Origin of the sequence: Spirillospora sp. NPDC048824 (assembly GCF_043198455.1) — a bacterium.
Classification (GTDB): Bacteria; Actinomycetota; Actinomycetes; order Streptosporangiales; family Streptosporangiaceae; genus Spirillospora.
On sequence record NZ_JBICUS010000002.1, the window covers coordinates 458,789 to 477,441 of the forward strand.

Consider the following 18,653-nt stretch of genomic DNA (forward strand, 5'->3'; position numbering starts at 1 on the left):
TGGGGGGTCGCCCCCTCACAGGAGACAGGCATGAGCGAAGCGAACCGGGGGGCGTGGGGGGCGCGGGACGTCCGGGAGGACGTGGCGGAGCGCATCGAGGCGGAGTTCCGTTCCGCCGGCGTGACCGGTTTCCTGCACGTCACGGACATGGACACCGGACGTGAGGTCGCGGTCCGCGCCGATGACCCCGTCGTGCTGGCCTCGGTGTTCAAGGTGCCGCTGCTCGTCGCGTTCCACCGGCAGGCCGCCGACGGGCTCCTCGACCCGGCCGAGCCGGTCACGCTGCGCTCGCGGGACCGCACGGAAGGCCCGACCGGGATATCGGCGATGCTGGACGACGTCCGCATGTCCCTGCGCGACCTGACCCTCCTGATGATCACGGTGAGCGACAACGCGGCCGCCGACGTCGTCCTCGACCGGGTCGGCCGGGACGCGGTCAACGCGACGGCCGCCGCGCTCGGGCTCCGCGACACCGTCGTCGAGGTCAGTGGGCGTGAACTGCACGAAACCCTGCTGGCGGACGCCGGGGCCGCCACCTTCGCGGACGTGTGGACCCGGCTGGACGAGCCCGGCGTGGCGGCGCGGCTGCGTGCCCTCGACCCGCTGCGCACGAGCCGCAGCACGCCCCGCGACATGACCCGGCTGCTGTCGATGATCTGGCGGGACGAGGCCGCGCCGCCCGACGGATGCGCGGCGATGCGGCGGCTTTTCGGGCTCCAGGTCTGGCCGCACCGCCTGTCGTCCGGGTTCCCCTACGACGACGTGGTCGTGAGCGGCAAGACCGGGACGTTGCCGACCCTCCGCAACGAGGTCGGCGCCGTCGAGTACCCGGACGGTGGCCGGTACGCCGTGGCGGTGTTCACCCGGTCGCTGCTGCCCATCGCCGTCCTGCCGCAGGCGGACGCCGTCATCGGCACCGCCGCCCGCATGGCCGTGGAGTCGCTCCGCCGCCCCTGAGCCGCCTCCGCCGCGCCCCCGAGCCGCCTCCGCCGTGGCCCTGAACCGGCTTCGCCGCGCCCCTCAAGCGGCTCCGCCGCGCCAGTGAGCACATTGCGATCGGTCCAATACCGTCGGATCCGCATGACCGCTAAGCCAGCACTCCCTCGGTAAACATAAGCTATACCCCGGCTTGGACCAGACTTGGGGAGAATTTCGTTGCGGCTGCCGGATCATCTGGAGCTACTGCTCACCGACGAGCCGGTGCTCGACGTCTACTCGCACGGTCCATGGCGCGTCCCGGACGGGCTGTTCGAGGAGATCTCGGCGCGGATCGACGGCCTGGCGGCCGACCCGCGGGCCGCGGAGCTGACGACCGACGAGCACAAGCGGCTCACGCTGCCGGCGCCCCTGGTCACCGCTGAGATCTTCGGCATCCTGGCGTTCTTGCCCGGCGGCGGCGCGATCAAGGCGGGCTCGTGGTCGCAGCTGCCCGAGCGGCTGCTGTACCGGCACCTGCTCAACCCGGGGCCGCTCAGCACCCGGATGACCCGCTGGGACGCGCCGGGCGGCCGGTGGCGTCCGCCGGTGGGCTGGCTGGACGAGGCCCCCGACCGGGAACTCGCGATCGACCTGGCGCGCGACTGCCTGTCCGTCCTGGAGGGCATCGAGCCGCTGGAGGAACGGCGCAAGGCGCTGCTTCGGCTGTACGACGACGCGCCCGTGTGCGACGTGAACCTGCCGAAGATGGAGCTGCGGGAGCATTGGCACGCGCACGCCGGCGACGACATCGTCGCGGCGCTGCCCGAACTGCTCGGCCCGGTCGGCTACCTGGAATGGGTGTGCGCGGGGCTGCTCGCGTCCTACGAGAAACTGACGGAGGCGGCGCCGCGCGATGAGAGCGTGGAGGTCCACCTGATCCAGCTGCTCCTGCAGGGCAGCATGGAGCACGTCCCGGCGGAACTGTCCGTGGCGCTGGGCGAGGACCGCTACCACGAGCTGCAGCAGCGCTTCGCCGTCGAGCGCCGCGGGTTCAAAGCGGGCGCCTGGCAGGAGCGGACGCGGGCGTGGCTCGTCCGGGCGATGGTCGCGGGCGCCGCCGACGCCTGCCGGGGCTGGCTCGACATGGCGATGCGGTTCTGCGCGATCGTCCAGGGCCTGCCCGGCGACCCGGGGTTCCCGAGGGCCGAATGCATCCCCGTCGGCCAGTTCCAGACGGACCTGCGGCGCCTGTACGCGCCGCGGCGCCGCGTCGTCAACCCGCTCACGGAGACGCTGAAGAGCGTCCCTGAACCGGCCGGGGACGCCGCCGTGCGGCAGGGCGGGCGGGCCGCCGCGCGGGCGGAGATCGCGACGTCGCTGGTCGAGCAGCCCGAGGTGGTCGAGGCGCTGGACGAGCTGACCCGCGGCAACGAGCCCGTCCGGCTGCTGCTCACCGGGCCCGACGGCACCGGCAAGCGCGACGCCGCCCAGGAACTCGGCAGGGCCCTGGCGCTCGGCCGCGACCCGCACTGGGTCACCGACAACCTGTTCACGGGCCAGCGGCTGTCGGACGCCGTCGCCAAGCTTCACGTCGACGCCCGCGACTGCGCCGGCGACCGGCTCCTCATCATCGAGGGCCTCGACGGCATCGTCACCGACCCCGGCAAGGGGGAGGCCATCGCCGCCGAACTGTACCGGCTGCTGGCCGTCCACCCCGACCTGCACCTGGTGGCGCTGTGCGACACCGACGGCGAGGAACGGATCCGCGACATCAATCCCGTCCTGCCGCAGCGGTTCCGGATCGCGCGGACCCGGCCCTTCACGGCGCAGGGCCACGCCGAGCTGTTCCGCCGCGCCCTGAACGCCCGCGGCGCCCGCGGCACCCGGCAGGCGGTCGAGGCGGCGGGCGAGCTGCTGGCCGCGACGCCCCCGATGCAGACGCTCCGCAACGCCCGCCTCGCCCCCCACCTCGCCGACCAGGTCGTCGCCACGGCCAGGGCACGCATGACGCCGGACGCGGACTCGGCGGACGCGGCGAACACCGCGACACCGGACGCCGCGACATCGAAGGCGACGTCACCGACAGCCGCGACACCAAGAGCCGCGTCACTAACGGCAGCGACTCCAAAAGCCGGGTCACCAAAAGCCGGGTCACCAAAAGCAGCGTCACCAAGAGCAGCGGTGCCGGACGCCGCATCGCCCAATGCCGCGACACCTGAAGCAGCGTCCTCGGAAGCGGTGACGCTAGAAGCGGCGGCCCCGGCAGGCAGGCTGGTCATCCGCAAACAGGACATCCCGGAGACGCTGGACACCTCGCTGGCGACCGGCAACCCGCTCGCCGAGCTGCGCGACCTCACCGGGCTGGAGGCCGTCAAGCACGAGATCGCACTGCTCGTCGCCGGAACGCATGCGGCGAGGCTGCGCAGCGAGTCCGGGCTGACGATCACCCCGCCGACCCGGCACATGGTGTTCACCGGCAACCCCGGCACCGGCAAGACGATGGTGGCCCGGCTGCTCGGACGCATCTACAAGAGGCTCGGGGTGCTGTCGTCCGGGCATCTCGTCGAGGCGTCCCGCGCCCACCTCGTCGGCGAGTACATCGGGCAGACCGCGCCGCGCACCCGCAGGCTGGTGGAACGCGCGATCGGCGGCGTCCTGTTCATCGACGAGGCGTACACGCTCACCCAGTCGCCGCTGAAGGGCGACTACGGGCATGAGGCGATCGCCGAGCTGGTGAAGCTGATGGAGGACCACCGCGACGACCTCGTGGTGATCGTGGCCGGGTACGAGCAGGAGATGGCGGAGTTCCTGGTCGCCAACCCGGGCCTGGACTCCCGCTTCCCCAAGCAGATCCACTTCCCCGACTACACCGACGACGAGCTGATCACAGTGTTCGGGCAGCTCGCCGCCGCGGACGGTTTCCGGCTCGCCCCCGGCACCGAGGACCTCCTGCTGACGATGCTGCGACGCGCACCGCGAGGCCCGTCGTTCGGCAACGGCCGCCTGATGCGCAACATGCTGGACGTGGCCGTCGCGAACCAGGCCGACCGCGTGGCGTCCGCCGCCGTCAAGGACGGCAGCGCAAAGGACGGCAGCGCTAAGAACGGCGGCGCGAAGGTCCACGGTGCGAAAGGCCACGGTGCGAAGGGCGGCGAGGACGGGCGGGGCGCCAAGGGCCGCAAGCCCGCAGGTTCTCCCAAGAAGGCCCCCGTCAAGGCCCCCACCAAGAAGGAACTGATCACGCTCACGGCCGACGACCTGCCCCCGCTCCTGGAACATCCCGAGGAGTTCTTCGGTCTGTACCTCTGACTCTGAGCGGATATGACGCGGCCTCAGTGTGCGAGGCGGGCGGCGGCGTCGAAGAGGAGGGTTTCGGCGCCCGGACGCGTGATGAGTTGCGCGCCGACCGGCAGGCCGTGGACCGTTCCGGCGGGGATGCTCAGCGCCGGCAGTCCCAGCACGTTCCACGGGCACGTGAGGCTCACCAGCGTCGGCACGTGCGGGCCGAGCGGCCCCTCCGTCTCGCCGATCTTCGGGGCGGTGATCGGGAGGGTGGGCATCGCCAGGTAGTCGTAGCGGTCCAGCAGCGCGGCGACCTCCCGGGCGATCCGTTCCCGTTCGCGGACGGCGCGGAGGTACCGCCAGCCAGGCGTGCGGCCCGCGTTCTTCAGGCGCTCAAGCGTCGGCGCCTGGTACAGGCCGGGCGCCTCCGCGACGCGCTCGGCGTGCACGTCGTACGCCTCGCCGTCCTGGATGGCGCGGAAGACCTGCCGTATCCCGAGGAGGTCGATCCGCTCGGACGGCGCGTCCGGGAACAGCGCCCGGACGGTCCGCTCCACGTCCGGGTCGATCGCCGACGGTTCGATCCACGCGACGCGCCCATGCGGTGCGCTCTCGTCGACCGGCGACGGGACGGCCTCCGCGGGGCCGGTCAGCGCGTGGTAGGCGATGCGGCAGTCGGCCGCGGACCCGGCGAGGACTCCGACATGGTCGAACGACACCGACAGCGGGAACACGCCCTGCGTGGGGATGGCGTCGTACGGCGGCTTGAAGCCGGCGATGCCGCAGAACGCGGCGGGGATCCGCACCGAGCCGCCCGTGTCCGTGCCGAGCGCGAGCGGGACCATACCGGCGGCGACGGCGACGGCGCTGCCGCTGCTGGAGCCGCCCGACATCCGTTCCCGGTCGTGCGGGTTGCGGACCGGCCCGTTCACCGACACGTCGCCGGTGCCGCCGTACGCGAACTCGTGCGTGCCGGTCTTGCCGACGATCACGGCACCGGCGTCCCGCAGCATGGTCACGCAGGCCGCGTCGGTCTCGGCCACATGCCCGTCGAAGTGCGCCGAGCCCATCCCCGTCGGGAGGCCGGCGACGTCGATGAGGTCCTTCACCGCGACGGGGACGCCGTGCAGCGGCCCCCGGTCGACGCCGGCCGCGAGTTCCTCGTCCGCCCATCTGGCGGCGGCCTCGGCGCCCTCGGGGTCGAGGGTGACGAAGGCGTTCAGGTCCGGGTCGACCGATTTCAGGGCCCGCGCCAGCAGCCCGGTCGCCGACTCGTCGCCCGCACGCAGGTCGCGGCCGATGTCCGCGAGCGTCCGCCCCGTGAAGAACCCGCCCATGTAGCCTCCCGTCCGTCCAGCCTTCCGGTCTGCGTAGCATGACAGACCGGCGGCGGTGCGGGCCGACCCGCTCGTCGCTCTCCGTCGTCCGCCGGTCTCCGAGTGTCGGCTCCTCGTCGCGGAAACACGACCGCCGATCGACCGCCCACCCGGACACGTGAACCTACGCGCGAGTAGGCGGCAGGCTTCAACGCACCCAATGGAGACGCTCCCACCGGTTCGCTGGGGGGCGGGGCGGAGACCGCGCCTGCTTCCGGACGCGGCCGCCGCCCCTGTAACCGGTGACGTCCACATCCAGGTGGGGGGACAAGGCCACGGCGGCACGCACACGCCGCCGTGGCCTTGCTGTGTCTCGTGGCGACGGATCGCGGCGGATCGCGGCGGTGGGTCGTGGCGGTGGGGCGCGGCCGGGGGACGTGGTGCTGGGCCGTGGCGGTGGGGCGCGGTCGGGGGGACGTGGTGCTGGGTCGTGGCGGTGGGCCGTGGCGGTGGGGCGCGGTCGGGGGGACGTTCGGCCCTAGGGGCGCGATCCCTTTGGTGATGGGCTTTCGGTGATGGTTGAGGAGGCCGATCCAGGGGACGTGATGCTGCCAGGACGGTACCGACATACCGGGCCAGGCACCGGCCCCGGCACCGGCCCCGGCACCGAAGGGACAAGGGACGCGCCATGACCGAGTCCGTCGCCATGACCGACGACGAAGTACGCCGGATCGACGCCTACTGGAGGGCGGCCAACTACCTGTCCGTCGGGCAGATCTACCTGCTGGACAACCCGCTGCTCCGCGAGCCGCTCGAACGCCGGCACATCAAGCCGCGCCTGCTCGGGCACTGGGGCACCTCCCCTGGCCTGAACTTCTGCTACGCGCACCTCAGCCGGGCCATCAAGGCGCGCGACCTCGACATGATCTACATCATGGGCCCGGGGCACGGCGGCCCGGCGGCCGTCGCGAACGCATGGCTTGAGGGCACCTACAGCGAGGTGTATCCGGACGTGTCGCTGGACGAGGAGGGCATGCGCCGCCTGTTCCGGCAGTTCTCGTTCCCCGGGGGCATCCCCAGCCATGTGGCGCCGGAGACGCCGGGCTCCATCCACGAGGGCGGCGAGCTGGGGTATTCGCTGGCCCACGCCTACGGGGCGGCATTCGACAACCCTGATCTGGTCGTCGCGTGCATCGTCGGGGACGGTGAGGCGGAGACCGGGCCGCTGGCGGCGAGCTGGCACTCCAACAAGTTCCTCGACCCGGTGAAGGACGGCGCCGTCCTGCCGATCCTGCACCTGAACGGGTACAAGATCGCGAACCCGTCGGTGCTCGCGCGGATCCCCGAGGAAGAACTCGTCCAGTTGTTCGACGGCTACGGATACCAGCCGTTCCTGGTGAGCGGCGACGAGCCCGCGTCCATGCACCGCAAGATGGCCGCCGCGCTCGACCAGGCGCTCACCGAGATCGGCGACATCCAGCGCGGCGCCCGTGAGGGGCGGACCTCCGGGCGGCGGCGCTGGCCCATGATCATCCTGCGGTCCCCGAAGGGCTGGACGGGCCCGAAGGAGGTCGACGGGCAACCGGTCGAGAACACGTGGCGCTCCCACCAGGTCCCGCTCGCCGGAGTGCGCGACGACCCCGCGCACCTCGCGCAGTTGGAGGAATGGCTGCGCTCGTACGGCCCGGAAGAACTGTTCGACGACGAAGGACGTCCCGTCGCGGAGCTCCTGGCGTCGGCGCCCGCGGGGGAACGCCGCATGAGCGCCAGCCCGCACGCCAACGGCGGGGTGGTGCTGAAGCCGCTGCGGCTGCCCGGCTTCCGTGACTACGCGGTGCCGGTCGACAAGCCCGGCACGACGTCCACCGAGCCCACCCGGACTTTCGGGACGTTCCTGCGCGACGTCGTGAAGGCCAACCCGTCCAACTTCCGCATCATGGGCGCCGACGAGACCGCGTCCAACCGGCTCGGGGACGTCTTCGAGGCGACCGACCGCGTCTTCCAGGGCGAACGGCTCCCGACCGACGAGCACCAGGGGCCGTCCGGCCAGGTCATGGAGGTGCTGAGCGAGCACCTGTGCCAAGGCTGGCTGGAGGGCTACCTCCTCACTGGACGGCACGGGCTGTTCAACAGCTACGAGGCATTCATCCACATCGTGGACGCGATGTTCAACCAGCACGCCAAATGGCTGAACGTCACCCGCCATCTGCCGTGGCGGCGTCCGATAGCGTCGCTGAACTACCTGCTGTCGTCGCACGTGTGGCGGCAGGACCACAACGGCTTCACCCACCAGGACCCCGGCTTCCTCGACATCGTCATGAACAAGAAGCCGGAGATCGTCCGGGTGTACCTGCCGCCGGACGCGAACACGCTGCTGTCGGTCGGCGACCACTGCCTGCGGTCCCGCGACTACGTCAACGTGGTCGTCGCGGGCAAGCAACCCGCCCTGAACTGGCTGCCGATGGACGAGGCGATCGCGCACTGCACCCGCGGCATCGGCATCTGGGAGTGGGCGTCGCATTCTCCGCCGCGGCCGGCCAGCACCGCCGAAGAGGGCACCGAGCCCGACGTGGTGCTCGCCTGCGCGGGCGACATCCCGACGCTGGAGACGCTCGCCGCCACCGACCTGCTGCGGCAACTGTTCCCCGATCTGCGCGTCCGGGTCGTGAACGTCGTGGACCTCATGCGGCTCCAGCCGTCCAGCGAGCATCCGCACGGGATGCCGGACCGCGACTACGACGCGCTGTTCACCACCGACAAGCCCGTCATCTTCGCGTTCCACGGCTACCCGTACCTCATCCACCGGCTCACCTACCGGCGCGCCGGGCACCACAATCTGCACGTCCGCGGCTACAAGGAGGAAGGCACGACGACCACGCCGTTCGACATGGTCATGCTGAACGACCTGGACCGCTTCCACCTGGTCATGGACGTCATCGACCGGGTCCCCTCACTCGGCGGACGCGTCGCCCACATCAGGCAGCAGATGGCCGACCGGCGTATCGCGGCGCGCTCCTACACGCGGGAACACGGCGAAGACGCACCAGAGATCCGCGACTGGACCTGGCCCTACTGATGGCCGCCGAACCAAGGCCAACCGAACCAAAGGCAACCGAACCAAAGGCAACCGAACCAAGGACGTCCGAACCGATGCGGGTCCTCACGGTCAATCCCGGGTCGAGCAGCCTGAAGGTGAGCCTGCTCGACCTCGACGGCACCGTCCTCGCCGTGGAGTCGGGCACCGGCCACGAGATGGCCCCGATGGTCACGGACATGCCGAAGCCCGACGCGATCGGCGTGCGGTTCGTCCACGGCGGCACCGAGTTCACCGAACCCGTGCTCATCGACGCCAAGGTCACCGAACGGCTGCACGACCTCGCCGACCTGGCCCCACTGCACCAGCCGGCGTCGCTGCACGCACTGTCGGAGATCACCAGTGCGCTGCCCGGCATCCCCGCCGTCGCGTGCTTCGACACCGCCTTCCACGCCACCCTGCCGGACGCCGCCGCCACCTACGCGCTCCCGGAAGAATGGCGACGGCGGTTCGGGCTGCGGCGGTTCGGCTTCCACGGGCTGTCGTTCTCCTACGCCGTCCGCCGCACCGGCGAACTTCTCGGCACGACCCCGCCCCGGATGGTCATCTGCCACCTCGGCTCAGGCGCGTCCCTCTGCGCCGTCGCCGAAGGCCGCTCCGTCGACACCACCATGGGCTTCACTCCACTGGAAGGGCTCGTCATGGCGTCCCGGGCGGGCAGCATCGATCCGGGCATCCCGCTGTGGCTGATCAAACACGGGCTCTCCGCGCAGGACGTCAACTCCGCTCTCGACCGCGACTCGGGGCTACGCGGCCTCACCGGCACCGGCGACATGCGCCGCATCCGCGAACTGGCCGGCGAACGCGACGTGAACGCCCTCGCCGCCCTGGACGTCTACCACCACCGCCTCCGCGCCTGCGCCGCCGCCATGACCGCGTCCCTCGGCGGCCTCGACGCGCTCGTGTTCACCGGCGGCGTCGGCGAACACGACCCGTCCGTCCGCATGCGCCTGGCCGAGGACCTCGCCTTCCTCGGCGTCTCCGTCGACCCCGACCGCAACACGGAAGCGGACGGCGACGCCGACATCACCTCCGACGACGCCTCCGTCCGCACCCTGGTCGTCGCCGCCCGCGAAGACCTCGAAATAGCCGTCGGCACCCGCCGAGCGCTCGTCGGCGTATAAGCGCTCGCCGGTAGATGAGCGCACTGTCGTCGGCTACCCCGTAGGTCATCCGATTGCGTGAGTCACCTGGTTCCGTCAGCTATCCGATCGTGCAGCCATCCGATCGTGCAGCTATCTGAAAGCGTCAGGCATCCGATCCCGCAGAACATCGCTCAGGATGTTCGCCACTGGAATGACCGCCTCACACGGGTACTCGATCAACCGCGACGTCTGGAAAACCCACTGTCCGCCGGTGTTCGTGGCCGCGATGCTCAATGCGGACTCCTCGTTCCCGTCCGCGTAGACGAACAAGACCGGCGGCGACTCCACATACAGTTTGAGCCGCGCCCAGCCGCGCGCCTGCATCTCCCCGGCCAGAGCGTCCAGATGTCGTTCCGCGATGCGATGCCGATAGCGGACGCGCACCCACCAAACCCCGAGCCGACTCCGTGGGACCCTCACTCGCCCAGCCGCGCCCACGTCACCTTCCCGCCGCCGGCCAGCGTCCGAACACCCCAGGCCTGAACGAGCAGCGACATCATCAGCAGCCCTCGCCCGGACTCAGCCAGGTCGCCCTCTGCGCCGCCCTCCACACCACCTTCTGCGCCGCCCTCCGTGTGGACGAGTGGGAGGCCATCGGAGCGGTCCTCCACCTCCACCACCGGATGGCCGTTCTCCAGAAGAAGACGTACGGGAATGAACTCCGTGTCGGTGTGCCTGTGGACGTTCGTGACCAATTCAGTGACGACCGTACGTCCGATGTAGTCGTCCCCAAGCCCCCACTCCTGGAACACACCTGCAAGCCATCTACGAGCCATCTCCGGCGCGCGCGCGGAAGATTTGAGCGAGATCACCCCTATCTTCGTGGCGAGTTTGAATCGATCACGGAAAACGACCTCCAGAACCGATGTTGTTCGCGAAATCCGGTGGCCAAATCATCTCCCTCATGTCACTCTGTGCACTGGAATTTGCACGAAGAGTGCACATGGACTGCCCTTCCGCGGCAGCCGCCACACATGGCCGGTCATCACCGGCCGTCCACGATCAAGGGAGACGGAGCAATGGGACAACGTCCGAACGATCTACGACCCTGGGAGTCACCCAACGCGCTGTTCGGCTCCGAACTGCGGCGTTACCGGGAAGCCGCGGGCCTGAGCATCGCCGGCCTGTGCGACCTGATCCAGGACGGTGCGCCGTACTCGAAGAGCACGATCGGCTCCGTGGAACGCGGGGAGTCACGCCCCGACCGGCTCCTCGCCGTCCACGCCGACCGCGTTCTCGACACCCGCGAGGCGCTGACCCACATGTGGGACGGCCTGTTCAAGGGCGCCAACGCCGTCCCGGCATGGTTCGCCGACTGGGCGATGCAGGAACCGAAGTTCGACGCCATCCGCAGTTACGAACCGCTGGTCGTCCCCGGTCTTCTCCAGACCCCCGCCTACGTCGCCCACCTGCTCGACAACAACGAACCCGCCGTCGAGGCCCGCCTGGCACGGCAGGAGTCCTGGCCAGTGACACGGCACCACACCTGATGTACGTGCTGGACGAGAGCGTGCTCCTCCGCGACGCGGGCAACCCCGACGTGATGCGCGACCAACTCCAGCACCTGCTGACGGTCTCCTGCCGTCGTATCCGCATCCAGATCGCCCCGCTCCGCCTGCACGAGGGCATCGGCGGAGCCTTCGCCATCGGAACGCTCCCGGATGGAGGCGAGGTAGGGTACAAAGACAACGCAATCAGCGGCGACACGACCACCGATCGCCTCGAAATCAAACGGCTCACCGGGCTGTTCGCGTCAATTCAGTCCGCCGCGTACCCCGTGGACCAGTCCCTCGAACTGATAGCAAAGGTGGCGAAGGAGAAATGGACCTGAGCATCGCCACATGGCGCAAGGCAAGCCGTAGCTCCAATAACGGCGGCAACTGCGTCGAACTCGCACGCGTCAGCGACACCGTCGCCATACGCGACAGCAAGGACCCCCGCGGACCCCAACTCCTCCTCACCCCCCACGACTTCAGGCAACTGACCCAGAGCCTGAAGAACGCCTGATCCAGAACAGCGCCTGCCGCTTCAATCTCGAGTGCTGGCCCGGGAGCTCGTAGCCCAGTGGCTCATAGCCCCGTGCTATAACCCAGCGGCTCGTAGCCCAGTGCTCGTAGCTCGTAGCTCGAAGTTCGTGAATCGGCGTTGTGCGGTGGGGGCGGCGCTGCGTACGGGGCCGCCCCTCCAAAGTCAAGGGCGCCTTCGGCGTCGCTTCGCGATGGGACTCCGTCCCACCCTTGACTTCGGAGCCTCTGCGGCCCCTGAGTGCAGCTTTCGTCGGGCAGGCTCCGCCTGCCCTCTGCCCGACGCACCGCCCCCACCGCCGGCCAAGAAGCTTCACCGTCACCCCTTTAAAGGGCACCAGCTATTTTGAATCCGTTCTGATGGGATGAGACGGCACATTGCCTATGGGACCATGCAATCTTGTGGAACGATGCATTCCCTGTGGGGCGATGCCCGATTTTTCGGACTCGTTCCTTTGTTAAATACCGCCAAACTCCGACGTGGCGCGGTGGTGACAATATTGGAGCCTGATATGGACTGCGATTGGGGGTGAGGGGCGTTAGAATTGAGTTATGGGAACAGTCGCGGTCGATCTGGCGGGGGCGTCCACCATGGAATTGGTGAACGCCGCGTCCGCGATCGCGGCCGAACTCGCCCGGCGCGAGCCGCCCGAATCGGCGGCCGCCTGCCTGGAACTCACCGAAATTCTTTCCGCGGCCGGTGACATGAACGAGGCCGCCCTCGCCGGGTTCGTCTCCGTCGTGGACACCGGTCGTGAAGTGCAGCGGTGGGGGTTTCCCTCAACGCAGTCGTGGCTGCGCAACCGGCTCGGCATGCGCGATACCCGGGCCAGGGAACGCCTCACACTCGCCCGGCAGCGGCACCGGCTCACCCAGGTCACGAGGCGGTGGCGCACCGGTGACCTGTCGCTCGGATACGCCGCCACCATCGCCGGTGCGGTCGCCCGGCTGGACGATGAGGACTGCGGCGCCGCCGAAGAGATCCTGCTCAGCATGGCCGACCAGGACTTCTCAGCCGGGAAGGTCGCCTCGTTCGGCAAGCGGATCCGCGACGTCATCGCCGAGCGGGACGGCACCGAACAGGCACCCCGCGACGCCGAACGCGGCTACGAGCGGTCCTGGATCGATTCGACGCGATCCCTGGACGGCGGCCGGTACATAAAGGGGTGGCTGAACGCCGAGGACGCCGCCATCTGGGACGGCACCCTCGGGCCGCTGGCCAAGCCCGCCGGGGCCGACGACGATCGTGACCTGCCCGAGCGGGCCGCAGCGGCGTTGTCCGCCGTGCTGTCGGGCGGGCATAGGGCCACCAAGGTCACCGTCATCTGCGACCTGGACACCCTCACGGGTGGCGCCGCCCCTGCGAGGTTGACCGACGGAACACCGATCCCCGCCGAGCAGGCCCGGCGGATCGCTCTGGCGGCCGGAGTCTCGCCCCTGCTGCTGGGACGCAGTCACGTGCCGCTCTACCTTGGATACCGGGAACGGTTCGCCACGCCGGGACAGCGACGCGTCCTTGAGACCCTCTACCCCACCTGCGCCGTCGTGGGCTGCGAAGTCCCCGGGACGTTGAGCGAGGTCGACCACGTTCACGGCTGGGCCCTCGGCGACAGCCCCACCGACATCGACCAACTCGCCCTCACCTGCGGATTCCACAACCGGTACAAGGCGGCCAACCCCAACCAGATCACCATCCGCCGAACAGCCGACGGCCGCTACACCTACCGCCTTCAACCTCCCAGACCCGACATCGGGAGCGAAACACGGGAACCCGCCGCGACAGGTCGCCCACCCCCCTGGCCTCAAGCCGCATAAGGCTCTGCCCACCTTGCGCGATCGCTACGGGTAAGAGCGTCACGGTCCGGGTGTGCCGCCGGGCGGCTGGCGCGGCGGCGCGCCGATGAGGGACCTGGCCACCAGGATCCGGCGCATCCACGCCGAACTGGACGGCGCCTACGGGTCCCCGCGGATCACCGCCGAACTGCGCGACCAAGGGCTAAGGGTCAACCACAAGCGGATCGGGCGGGTGGCGCGCGTTCGGGGATCGCCGGGCTGCGGCTGCGCCGCAAGATCCGCACCACGCTGCCCGCCCCCGACGCCACACCCGTGCCCGACCTGATCAAACGAGACTTCACCGCCCCGGCCCCCGGGCAGCGGTACGTCGGCGACATCACCTACCTGCCGGTCGCCGACGGGGAGTTCCTCTACCTGGCCACCGTGCTGGATCTGGGCCCGCGCCGGCCGGCGGGCTGGTCGATCGCCGACCACATGCGCACCGACCTGGTGACCGACGCACTACAGGCGGCCGCAGCGGCCCGCGGCGGACGCCTGGACGGGGCGATCTTCCACTCCGACAACGGCGCCCAGTACTGCAGCAAGGACTTCGAGCGGGCCTGCCGCCGGCTCGGGGTCACCCAGTCCCGCGGCGCGGTCGGCACCAGCGCCGACAACGCCGCCGAGTCTTTCAACGCCACCCTCAAACGCGTAACACTGCAAGGAGCCGCCCACTGGCCCGACGCCCGCACCGCCCGCCAGGCCGTATTCGTGTCCACATTTCGGGGGAAGCCCCCTCTACCCGCCCGAGGCCCGTATCGCGATCGTCTGCGACGTCGCCCCGCACCTGACCACGAAGAAGTGCCAAACGGGTCGGCACCTGGGCGACGACGAACAACGTCGAGATCGCCTACACCTTTACCAACAGCTCCTGGCTCAACCGCGTCTCGGGCCAGTTCACCGCCCTGCGCAATTTCACCCTCGACGGCACCGACCACGATGGCCACAAGCAGGGCAGCGTGATTTGCCGCTACATCATTTGACGAAACCGCCACGCCGACGACCGGCGCCTATGCTCTGTCGTCGACAGGGCCAACGTCGCCCGACCGTGCAAGAGGGCAGAGAAGATGACCACACAGACCGACCGTGTCGACCACGAACTGATCCGGGCAGCAGCGCACGTCGCGGTCACACGCTGCCGGGGCGATGACCACACCATGGCCGCTGCGGCCCGCACCGGGGACGGCCGGATCGTCACCGCGGTGAACGCTTATCACTTCACCGGAGGCCCCTGTGCAGAGCTGGTCCTGATCGGCACTGCTGCCGCCCAGGGCGCCTATGACCTGGACACCATCGTCGCCGTGGGTGACCGCGGCCGAGGTGTCGTGCCCCCATGTGGCCGCTGCCGCCAGGTCCTTCTTGATTACTTCCCAGCACTCAAGGTCATCGTCGGGACTAACGACGGCCTCCGGATGGTGCCCGTCACCGACCTGCTTCCCGAAAGCTACATCTGGGCCAACCACCAGCTCGATGCTGAGGAGAGCGCTCCACTCGGCACGAGCTGACGCGCCAGGCCGTTACAGGGCGAACGTTGCCTGCTGTGGCACCAGCAATCGTGCCGGGCGGGACGAGCGCGTATTCCGGCCGAGCGCGTATTCCAGCCGATTCGCCCGTGCACCCGCATCCTGGTCGTCCGCATCTCAACCTGACGGGCAGGCATTTAGAAAAGTACCGATACCTGTCGATGCCGTTGGGCCGCCCAGCGCGGAGCCCCTGGTTACCGGGTCGCCGACCGTCGTCATTTGCTCCATCGCTTGAACGGCGCCGTGTAACGTGCCGTCCTCCCGTCACCGTGGCGGTCTCCGCGAACCCCGGCAGGAACCGCACCCGTCGGCAGCTGCCGACGCCTGCGAGGTCCGGGAGAGCCCGGGTGCCCGGGGGGTGAAGGTCAGTCGATGGCCCATTCGCCGGTGAAGGTCGGTTCGCGTTTCTCGTTGAAGGCCTCGAACGCGGCCGGGGCGTCGGCGGTGGCGAAGTTGACCGTCTGGGCGCGCGCCTCGTTGGCGAGGGCGTCGCGGAATGAGCTGTTCGCGCCCTCGGTCAGCAGGGCCTTGCTCTGCGCCAGCGCCACCGGTGGCCCGGCGGCGAGGCGTCCGGCCAGGTCGGTGACGAACGCGTCGATCTCGGCCGGGTCGACCACCCAGGTCACCAGGCCCAGCCGGTGAGCTTCTTCCGCGTCGATCATTTCGGCGAGCAGTGCCAGGCGTTTGGCTTGTTGCAGGCCCACCAGCTTGGGCAGGAGCCACGAACCGCCGAAGTCCAGGGACAGGCCGCGGCGGGCGAAGATCTGGGAGAAGCGCGCCTCGGGGGTGGACACCACCAGGTCGCAGCCGAGCGCCAGGTTCCAGCCGGCGCCGACCGCCACGCCCTCGACCTTGGCGATCGACGGGACCGGCAGTTCGTGCAGGAGCAGCGCCACGTCGTTCACCGTGCGCATCCGGTTCAACGGATGTCCGGACGCGACGCCGCCGGACAGGTCGGCGCCCGCGCAGAACGCCCCGCCGGCTCCGGCGATCACGACCGCGCGGACGGCGGGATCGTTGCGGGCGGCGGTGAGTTCCTGGTGCAGTGCCGCCCACAGGTCGGCGTCGATCGCGTTCCTGCGGTGCGGGCGGTTCAGTGTGAGGGTCAGGACATCGGTGTCGCGGGTGACGAGCAGGACGTCGGTGGCCATCACAGGTCCTTCGGGTCGTCGGTCGGTATGTGGTCGGTCGGTATGTGGTCGGTGATTACAAGGGCGGCCAGGCGGGCGCGGTGGTCGCTGGGAGGGCCGAGGAGCAGTTCGCTGCTCTTGGCGCGCTTGTAGTACAGGTGGGCGTCGTGCTCCCAGGTGTAGCCGATGCCGCCGTGGTAGTGGACCATGGCGGCGGCCGTCTCGAAGAACGCCGGGCCGATGTAGGTCTGCGCGAGTGAGGCCGCCGCCGGGAGGCCGGGGCGGTCGTGGTCGGCCGTCCATGAAGCGAAGCGCAGTACGGACACCGCCTGCTCCCAGGCGCTGTACATGTCGGCGCAGCCGTGCTTCACGGCCTGATAGGAGCCGATCGCGCGGCCGAACTGCATGCGCGCCTTCGCGTACTCGACGGTCAGCTCCAACGCGCGTCCCATTCCTCCGACCTGTTCGGCGGCCAGCGCTACCGCCGCGAGATCCGCGACGGTCTCCAGCGCCGCTCCGGCGTCCGGTACCGACAGCGGACGGGCCGGTGTGCCGTCGAAGGCGAGTGCGGCGAAGCGGCGGGTCGGGTCGAGGCCGGTCAGGGCGGTACGGGTGAGGCCGACCGCGTTGCCCTCGACGGCGAACCAGCCGGGGCCGCCCGGCGTGCGGGCGTGGACGAGGACCAGATCGGCGGAGTCGCCGGCGAGGACGGGCGTTTTGACGCCGTCCAGCCACCATGTCCCGTCGTGTACGGTCGCGGTCGTCGTCCCGCCGGCGCGGTCCCAGGAGCCGCCGCCCTCGGCCGCGGCGACGGTGCCGGCCAGTTCGCCGGCGGCCAGCCTCGGGAGCAGCGCGGCGCGGGCGGGTTCGTCCGCGTCGAGGGCGAGGAGGACGTCGGTCGCGAGGACCGCCGAGGCCAGGAACGGGGAGGGTGCGAGCGCGCGGCCCAGTTCCTCCATCACGACGGCGCGTTCGGTGTGGCCCGCGCCGGAGCCGCCCAGGTCCTCCGGGACGACCAGGCCGAGGACGCCGAGATCACCGAGCGTCCGCCACAGGTCGGGGTCGTAGCCGAGCTCCGAGTCCATGACCTCGCGGACCTTCGCGGTCGGTGAGCGGTCGGTCAGGACTTTGCGGACGGTGGCGCGCAGTTCTTCCTGTTCGGCGTCCAGGACGAGTTTCACCGGCCGCCCTCCTCACGCTGGGTGCCGACCTTGAGTTCGCGGAACGGGACGTCCCGGTCGACCTGCGGTTCCTTCGGCAGGCCGAGGATGCGTTCGCCGATGATGGTGCGCTGCACCTCGTCGGTGCCACCGGCGATTCCGGACGCGGGCGCCGCGTTGATACCGAGCGCGAGGCCGTCGCCGTGGACGTCGCCGGGCTCCCAGGCCACCGCGTTCGCGCCCGCCAGCTCACCGGCCACCGCGATCGCACGGCGCAGCTGGAGCGCGCCGGCCAGCTTGGCGACGGAGCCGCGTGCCCCCGGCGGCCGGCCCGCGGCGGCCTCCTGCCGCATCCGCGCGTTGAGCAGGTCGAGTGCCCGCTCGTGCGCGTACAGGTCGGCGAGGCGTTCGCGCTGTGCCGGGACGTCCGTGGCCCCTTCGCGGCGGGCCAGGTCGAGCAGCGCCGCGAAGGTGAGCGCGCTGTTGCGCGAAGGACGCGATCCGCCGATCGACACCCGCTCGTGGCCGAGCATGGTCACCGCGGCCCGCCAGCCGCCGCCGACCTCGCCGATCACCGCGTCCGCGGGGATGCGCACGTCGTCGAAGTACACCTCGTTGAACGGCGCCTTACCGGACATGTCCTTGAGGGGACGGACGGTCACGCCCGGCGCGTGCATGTCGACGATGAACATGGTGATGCCCGCGTGCTTGGGAACGTCGGGGTCGGTACGGGCCAGCAGGGCGCCGAAGTCGGCCCATTGGGCGTTGGTCGTCCACACCTTCTGGCCGTTCACCACCCAGCCGTCCCCGTCGCGGACGGCCCGGGCCTGGAGGCTCGCCACGTCTGATCCGGCGCCCGGCTCGGAGAACAGCTGGCACCAGATCTCCTCGCCGCGCAGCAGGCCGGGCAGGTGGCGCCGCTTCTGCTCGGGTGTGCCGAGGTCGACGAGGGTCGGCCCGCACATGCCGAGGCCGACGATGAACGGGTAGGTGGGGAGGTCGTACTCGGCGGCCTCCTCCGCGAAGATCTGCTGCTCGGCGGTGCCGAGCCCCCGACCGCCGGCCTCCTCGGGCCAGGTGATCCCGGCGTACCCGGCGTCGTACAGCGCGGCCTGGAACTCCTTGGCGCGGCGCAGATGCTCGTCGGGGGTCGCGTCCGGGTCAGGCGCGGGCGCATGCGCGCGCAGCCAGGCGCGGACGCCGGCCCGGTAGTCCTGTGATGTCATCG

General features: G+C 70.3%; 13 protein-coding genes and 2 pseudogenes. 9 read left to right on the forward strand and 6 right to left on the reverse strand.

Annotated features, from left to right (window positions below; genetic code table 11):
• The first annotated feature begins 30 nt into the window (after window positions 1–30).
• Window positions 31–957 (forward strand): serine hydrolase, encoded by a 927-nt coding sequence (locus ACGFIS_RS05545; protein WP_392969702.1) that lies wholly within the window; start codon window positions 31–33, stop codon window positions 955–957.
• Window positions 958–1,155: 198 nt separating this feature from the next.
• On the forward strand, window positions 1,156–4,227 hold the full coding sequence (locus tag ACGFIS_RS05550) for an AAA family ATPase (RefSeq protein WP_392969705.1): 3,072 nt from the start codon (window positions 1,156–1,158) through the stop codon (window positions 4,225–4,227).
• A gap of 23 nt (window positions 4,228–4,250) precedes the next feature.
• Here the strand turns inward: ACGFIS_RS05550 and ACGFIS_RS05555 are convergent, their stop codons facing one another.
• A complete protein-coding gene (locus ACGFIS_RS05555) occupies window positions 4,251–5,537 on the reverse strand; it encodes an amidase (RefSeq protein WP_392969708.1) in 1,287 nt (428 codons plus the stop codon).
• A 667-nt stretch (window positions 5,538–6,204) separates the two neighbouring features.
• Here ACGFIS_RS05555 and ACGFIS_RS05560 point away from each other — a divergent pair.
• Together ACGFIS_RS05560 and ACGFIS_RS05565 are read left to right on the forward strand one after the other, a co-directional pair.
• Window positions 6,205–8,592 carry a phosphoketolase gene (locus ACGFIS_RS05560; protein WP_392900028.1) on the forward strand — a complete coding sequence of 796 codons (2,388 nt, stop codon included), beginning with the start codon at window positions 6,205–6,207 and terminating at the stop codon, window positions 8,590–8,592.
• Between the two features lie 74 nt (window positions 8,593–8,666).
• Window positions 8,667–9,734 (forward strand): acetate/propionate family kinase, encoded by a 1,068-nt coding sequence (locus ACGFIS_RS05565; protein ID WP_392900025.1) that lies wholly within the window; start codon window positions 8,667–8,669, stop codon window positions 9,732–9,734.
• Window positions 9,735–9,845: 111 nt separating this feature from the next.
• Here ACGFIS_RS05565 and ACGFIS_RS05570 read toward each other — a convergent pair whose 3' ends face one another.
• Window positions 9,846–10,139, reverse strand: a complete 294-nt coding sequence (locus ACGFIS_RS05570; protein WP_392969711.1) for a hypothetical protein — start codon at window positions 10,137–10,139, stop codon at window positions 9,846–9,848.
• A gap of 32 nt (window positions 10,140–10,171) precedes the next feature.
• Window positions 10,172–10,567: an ATP-binding protein gene (locus ACGFIS_RS05575; RefSeq protein ID WP_392900019.1), complete on the reverse strand. Its 396-nt coding sequence runs from the start codon at window positions 10,565–10,567 to the stop codon at window positions 10,172–10,174.
• Between the two features lie 207 nt (window positions 10,568–10,774).
• Here ACGFIS_RS05575 and ACGFIS_RS05580 point away from each other — a divergent pair.
• The 5 genes and pseudogenes from ACGFIS_RS05580 to ACGFIS_RS05600 all read left to right on the forward strand — a co-directional run bounded on the left by ACGFIS_RS05580 (window position 10,775) and on the right by ACGFIS_RS05600 (window position 15,117).
• A pseudogene (locus ACGFIS_RS05580) lies at window positions 10,775–11,586 on the forward strand (helix-turn-helix domain-containing protein).
• Window positions 11,577–11,762: a DUF397 domain-containing protein gene (locus ACGFIS_RS05585; RefSeq protein ID WP_392900016.1), complete on the forward strand. Its 186-nt coding sequence runs from the start codon at window positions 11,577–11,579 to the stop codon at window positions 11,760–11,762. The pseudogene ACGFIS_RS05580 and the gene ACGFIS_RS05585 overlap by 10 nt, the downstream one beginning before the upstream one ends.
• 569 nt (window positions 11,763–12,331) lie before the next feature.
• Window positions 12,332–13,594 (forward strand): DUF222 domain-containing protein, encoded by a 1,263-nt coding sequence (locus ACGFIS_RS05590; RefSeq protein ID WP_392969713.1) that lies wholly within the window; start codon window positions 12,332–12,334, stop codon window positions 13,592–13,594.
• Between the two features lie 30 nt (window positions 13,595–13,624).
• Window positions 13,625–14,323: pseudogene (locus ACGFIS_RS05595) on the forward strand (IS3 family transposase); the annotation flags it as partial.
• Window positions 14,324–14,679: 356 nt separating this feature from the next.
• The gene (locus ACGFIS_RS05600; protein WP_392969715.1) at window positions 14,680–15,117 is read left to right on the forward strand and encodes a cytidine deaminase; all 438 of its coding nucleotides are present in this window, start codon (window positions 14,680–14,682) and stop codon (window positions 15,115–15,117) included.
• 383 nt (window positions 15,118–15,500) lie between these two features.
• On the opposite strand, the gene ACGFIS_RS05605 is transcribed toward ACGFIS_RS05600, so the two are convergent.
• The 3 genes from ACGFIS_RS05605 to ACGFIS_RS05615 are packed head-to-tail and all read right to left on the reverse strand — an operon-like array spanning window position 15,501 to window position 18,651.
• A complete protein-coding gene (locus ACGFIS_RS05605) occupies window positions 15,501–16,286 on the reverse strand; it encodes an enoyl-CoA hydratase/isomerase family protein (protein WP_392900010.1) in 786 nt (261 codons plus the stop codon).
• Window positions 16,286–17,446: an acyl-CoA dehydrogenase family protein gene (locus ACGFIS_RS05610; protein ID WP_392969718.1), complete on the reverse strand. Its 1,161-nt coding sequence runs from the start codon at window positions 17,444–17,446 to the stop codon at window positions 16,286–16,288. The genes ACGFIS_RS05605 and ACGFIS_RS05610 overlap by 1 nt, the downstream gene beginning before the upstream one ends.
• On the reverse strand, window positions 17,443–18,651 hold the full coding sequence (locus tag ACGFIS_RS05615) for an acyl-CoA dehydrogenase family protein (protein WP_392969721.1): 1,209 nt from the start codon (window positions 18,649–18,651) through the stop codon (window positions 17,443–17,445). Before ACGFIS_RS05615 ends, ACGFIS_RS05610 begins: the two co-directional genes overlap by 4 nt.
• Window positions 18,652–18,653 lie beyond the last annotated feature (2 nt).